At 68.4% G+C, this 4,183-nt stretch carries 5 protein-coding genes; all 5 read right to left on the reverse strand.

Features of this window, described 5'->3' with window-relative positions:
* Positions 1 to 15: 15 nt before the first annotated feature.
* Positions 16 to 321: a DUF2516 family protein gene (locus tag QZV72_RS12065; RefSeq protein ID WP_297008804.1), complete on the reverse strand. Its 306-nt coding sequence runs from the start codon at positions 319 to 321 to the stop codon at positions 16 to 18.
* 45 nt (positions 322 to 366) lie between these two features.
* Positions 367 to 1,707, reverse strand: a complete 1,341-nt coding sequence (locus tag QZV72_RS12070; protein WP_297008806.1) for a DUF445 domain-containing protein — start codon at positions 1,705 to 1,707, stop codon at positions 367 to 369.
* Between the two features lie 252 nt (positions 1,708 to 1,959).
* Entirely contained in the window at positions 1,960 to 2,316 is a 357-nt protein-coding gene (locus QZV72_RS12075; RefSeq protein WP_297008808.1) for a hypothetical protein, read from the reverse strand.
* 131 nt (positions 2,317 to 2,447) lie between these two features.
* Entirely contained in the window at positions 2,448 to 3,197 is a 750-nt protein-coding gene (locus QZV72_RS12080; protein WP_297008811.1) for a succinate dehydrogenase/fumarate reductase iron-sulfur subunit, read from the reverse strand.
* The coding region (locus QZV72_RS12085) for an FAD-binding protein (RefSeq protein ID WP_297008813.1) at positions 3,197 to 4,183 on the reverse strand (987 nt) is incomplete at its 5' end. The genes QZV72_RS12085 and QZV72_RS12080, both read right to left, overlap by 1 nt.

The following is a 4,183-nucleotide window of genomic DNA, read 5'->3' on the forward strand; positions in this document are numbered from 1 at the left end:
CGGGCACCGGACCGGTCACTGGGCGTTCCCCAGGACCTCGCGGATCCCCGGGCGGACGTCCTGCCAGTACACACCCACGACGACTGCGCCGATGATCCACACGAACTGCACCCCGAGCGGGGCGAGCAGCAGGATCGCAGCCGCCGAACCGGCCAGGGCGCCGATCCAGTTCGCCTTCTTCCGGTCAATGACGTAGAAGGCGTCCTCCCTGGTCATCGCGGTCTGCACCGCACCGACGACCGCCAGGACGACGATCACCAGCTGGATGAACAGCAGCAGATAGTTGAGGGCGGTGAAGCCGTAGAGCACCGGGTTGTCCATGGTGCCCAACCCTACCGTGGCGCGCCGCCGTGCTCAGCACAGCACTCAGAACAGACTGAAGACCAGCTCCGAGAGCGTGTAGATCGCCAGTCCGGCCAGCGAACCGACGACCGTGCCGTTGACCCGGATGAACTGCAGGTCCCTACCGACCATCAGCTCGATGCGGTCCGACGCCTCGTCGGCGTCCCACCGTTCCACGGTCTCCCCGATGATGCCGGTGACCTCGCCGGCGTAGTTCTCCGCCAGGTAGGACGCCGCCCCGACGATGCGCCGTTCCAGGTCGGCACGCAGCGCCGGGTCCTCGCGGACACGGGTGGCGAACCCGGTGACCCACTCGACGATCTTCCGGCGCAGCAGGGACCCCGGGTCGCGGGCCATCTCGGTCAGGGTGGCGCGCACACTCTCCCACACCGACGCCGGCAGCCCCTGCACCGGTGCCGAGCCGAGAATATCGGCCTTGAGCCCCTCGACACGGGTGATCATGGCCGCGTCATGCTGGAGGTCCTCGGCAAGCTGAAGGAGGAAGCGGCGGATAGCGTGGCGCGCCTCATGTCCAGGGTCGGCCCGGACGTCACCGGTGAAGGCTATGAGCTCCTTCTGCACTCTGTCGCCCACGAGATCACGGACGAACCGCGGCGCCCAGGAGGGGGTGCGCTCGTCGACCAGCCGGGCGACGAGATCCCCACTCGAGTTCGCCTTGTCGTCCAACCACACGACGACGGCGTCGACCACCGGCTCGACGCGCCCTTCGGCGATGAGCTGTTCCAGGCCCCGCCCCAGCGGCGGCCCCCAGGCGGGTTCCGCCGCCTTGTCGAGCAGCAGGGTACGCAGCAGCTGTTCCGCCTCGCCCGGATCGACGCCGTTGACAACCAGGTCGACAAGGCGTGCCGCTTCCGCACCGGTGCGCTCCGCCCCGCCCCGGTCGAGCACCCAGTCGGCGGCGCGCCCGGGGATGCGGGCCTCGGAGAGCTTACGGGAGATGAGGGTCGCGTTGAGGAAGTTCTCCCCGACGAACGCGCTGAGGGCGTGTCCGACCTGGTCCTTCTTCTGCTTGATGATGGCGGTGTGCGGCACCGGAATGCCCATCGGATGGCGGAACAGGGCGGTGACGGCGAACCAGTCAGCCAGGGCGCCGACCATGCCGGCCTCACTGGCGGCGCGGACGTAGCCGGTCCAGCCGGCATCGCGGCCGGTGGCCTCCAGCCACCGGCAGGCGAGGTAGATCACCGTGGCGAGGATCAGCAGGCCCGTGGCGATTCTCTTGTGGTGGCGCAGATCGGCACGTCGTTCGGCCTCGGTCTCAGGCGACGGGCCCGGGACGGTGCCCGGAGGGTCGGCGGGTACGGCTGCGGAGCTGTCGGCGGGGGTGTCGGGTGCGGTGCTCATCCTCCCCAGTATCCCCCACAGCCGTCCGTCCGCCGCTGTCGTGTCCGGTGCCCGAGGGTGCGGCGTCCCTGTACCGGCCCCCACCCGCGCACCGGAAGCGCACCGGAACCGCACGACAGCCGCACAGGAACCTCCCGGGGGAACAGGACATCACGGGACCACGGGACACGACACCACGGGACACGACGACGCCCCCACCCCCGCAGATCAGGCGGGGAGGGGGCGGCGGGGTGGAGGTGCCGGGTGCTGCTTCTACTGCATCCGACCGGTGGCCTGCTTGTAGGCCCGGTAGTTCGAGCGACCGACATGCACCGAGAAGAAACCGGCGCAGGCGACGACGACGGCGACGACGAGACCGATGATGCCGATCAGCGTGCCGTCGTCCGCCATCGGAGAGGTGGTGTCCGACGCGGCGCCGAAGCCGTACACGAAAGTGCCGAAGCCGGCCAGTGACACGAGGATCAGGCCCATGCCGATCCAGGTGGCCGCGCGTTGCAGTGACGAGTGGGGCGCGTCAAACGAGGACGGGACGAACCCCTCCCGGTAGCCCAGGTGCTCGGGATCGAGACCGCCGGACTTCTTGACCTCCAGTGTGCCGTTGGCAGACATGCTTTCCTCTTTCATCGGTGTGGATACCGACAATCCTAGGGCACCGCGCCCCGGACCACCGAAGCGACGGTGGGCGGGGGCGGCGTCCTCCCCCCTTCACGGGTGTGGCGGGGGCGGTGTGACGGACCGGTCTAGTCGTCCTTGCCGCGCAGTGCGGCCCGGGCGCGTTCCTTGGTGATCGCGGCGACGGCCGTCAGCGGAATGCCCGCGGGGCAGACGTCGGCGCACTCGCCGTAGAGGGAACAGGGGCCGAAGGTGCCCTCGACCTCGTCGACCATGGCCTTGGCGCGACGGCCGCGCTCCATGCGTCCCAGCGGGGACAGCGTGAGGTGGACCAGCTTGGCGCCGGTGAACAGGTGCGCGGCACCGTTCGGGCAGGCGGCGACGCAGGCACCGCAGCCGATGCAGGCCGCGTGGTCGAGCGCGAGCTCGGCGTCGTGGTGGTTCACCAGGAGGCTGTCTGCGTCCGGAGCGGTGCCGGCGACGATCGAGACGAACCCGCCCTTCTCCATGACGCGGTCCAGGGCGGACCGGTCGACCACCATGTCCTTGATGACCGGGTAGGCGGCCGAGCGCATCGGCTCCAGGCGCAGGGTGTCGCCGTCGCTGTAGCTGAACAGGCGCTGCTGGCAGGCCGGCTTGTTCTGGTCCGGGCCGTGCGGACGACCGTTGACCAGCAGGCCGCAGGTGCCGCAGATGCCCTCGCGACAGTCGGAGGCGAAGGCGAAGGGCTCCTTGCCGGCCTCGACGTAGCCGGAGTTCACGTGGTCGAGAAGCTCCAGGATCGACATGGATTCGACAGCGTCCGGGACGTCCACGGACTCGAAGTGCCCGGTGGTGTTGCGGTCCGCCTGCCGCCAGATTTCAAGATGCAGTTTCATTACTTGTAGTTCCTTGTCATCAGCGGGATGCGGTCGAAGTACAGCGGCTCAGAGTGCCGGATGAACTTCTCGTCGCCCGCGGGCTCCCATGCGGAGACGAAGCACCAGTTGTCGTCGTCGCGCTTCGCCTCGCCTTCCTCGTCGAGGTGGTCCTCACGGTAGTGGGCACCACAGGACTCGTCGCGGTCGAGTGCGTCGACGCACATGAGTTCACCGAGGTCGAGGTAGTCGGCGACGCGGATCGCGTACTCGAGCTGCTGGTTCATCTCGTCGGCGCCACCGGGGACGAAGACGTTCTCCCAGAAGTCCTTACGGACCGCGCGGATCTCGTCGATGCCCTCCTGCATGTCCTTGACGTTGCGGGCCACACCGCAGCAGCGGTAGAGGATCTCACCGAGCTGGCGGTGGTAGTACTCCGCGCCGTGGGGGTTCGGACCACGGATGTTGAGGATCCGGTTGAGACGGTCCTCGGTGCGCTTGAGCGCGGCCTTGGCCGCCTCGGAGTTCTCGTCCGGGACATCCGTGCCCAGCAGCGGGGCCAGGTAGTTCGGGATGGTGAAGGGCAGGGTGAACCAGCCCTCGACGGAGGAGGACAGCAGGGAGTTCGCGCCCAGCCGGTTCGCACCGTGGTACATCCAGGAGGACTCACCGGAGCAGAACAGCCCCGGGATCGAGGTCATCTCGTGGAAGTCGGTCCACAGACCACCCATGGTGTAGTGGCAGGTCGGGGCGATACGCATCGGGGTCTTGTACGCGTCGTCGCCGATGGCCTCCTCGTACATCTGGATGAGGTTGGAGTAACGCTCGCGGATGACGTCCTCACCGAGGTTCCTGATGGCGTGGGTGAGGTCGAGGTAGACCGAGTTCTTCTTCGGACCGACACCGTAGCCGGCGTTGATCTGCTGCGCGTTCGCCCGGGAGGCGATGTCGCGCGGGACCAGGTTGCCGAAGGCCGGGTAACGGCGCTCGAGGAAGTAGTCGCGCTC

The sequence above is a fragment of the uncultured Corynebacterium sp. genome, from assembly GCF_902782855.1.
In the GTDB taxonomy this organism is placed as follows: Bacteria; Actinomycetota; Actinomycetes; order Mycobacteriales; family Mycobacteriaceae; genus Corynebacterium.

Bases quoted from the DNA above. Each gene is read 5' to 3' on its own strand.
- QZV72_RS12065 (WP_297008804.1), bottom strand. From the start codon at position 321: ATGGACAACCCGGTGCTCTACGGCTTCACCGCCCTCAACTATCTGCTG.
- QZV72_RS12080 (WP_297008811.1), bottom strand. From the start codon at position 3,197: ATGAAACTGCATCTTGAAATCTGGCGGCAGGCGGACCGCAACACCACC.
- QZV72_RS12075 (WP_297008808.1), bottom strand. From the start codon at position 2,316: ATGTCTGCCAACGGCACACTGGAGGTCAAGAAGTCCGGCGGTCTCGAT.
- QZV72_RS12070 (WP_297008806.1), bottom strand. From the start codon at position 1,707: ATGAGCACCGCACCCGACACCCCCGCCGACAGCTCCGCAGCCGTACCC.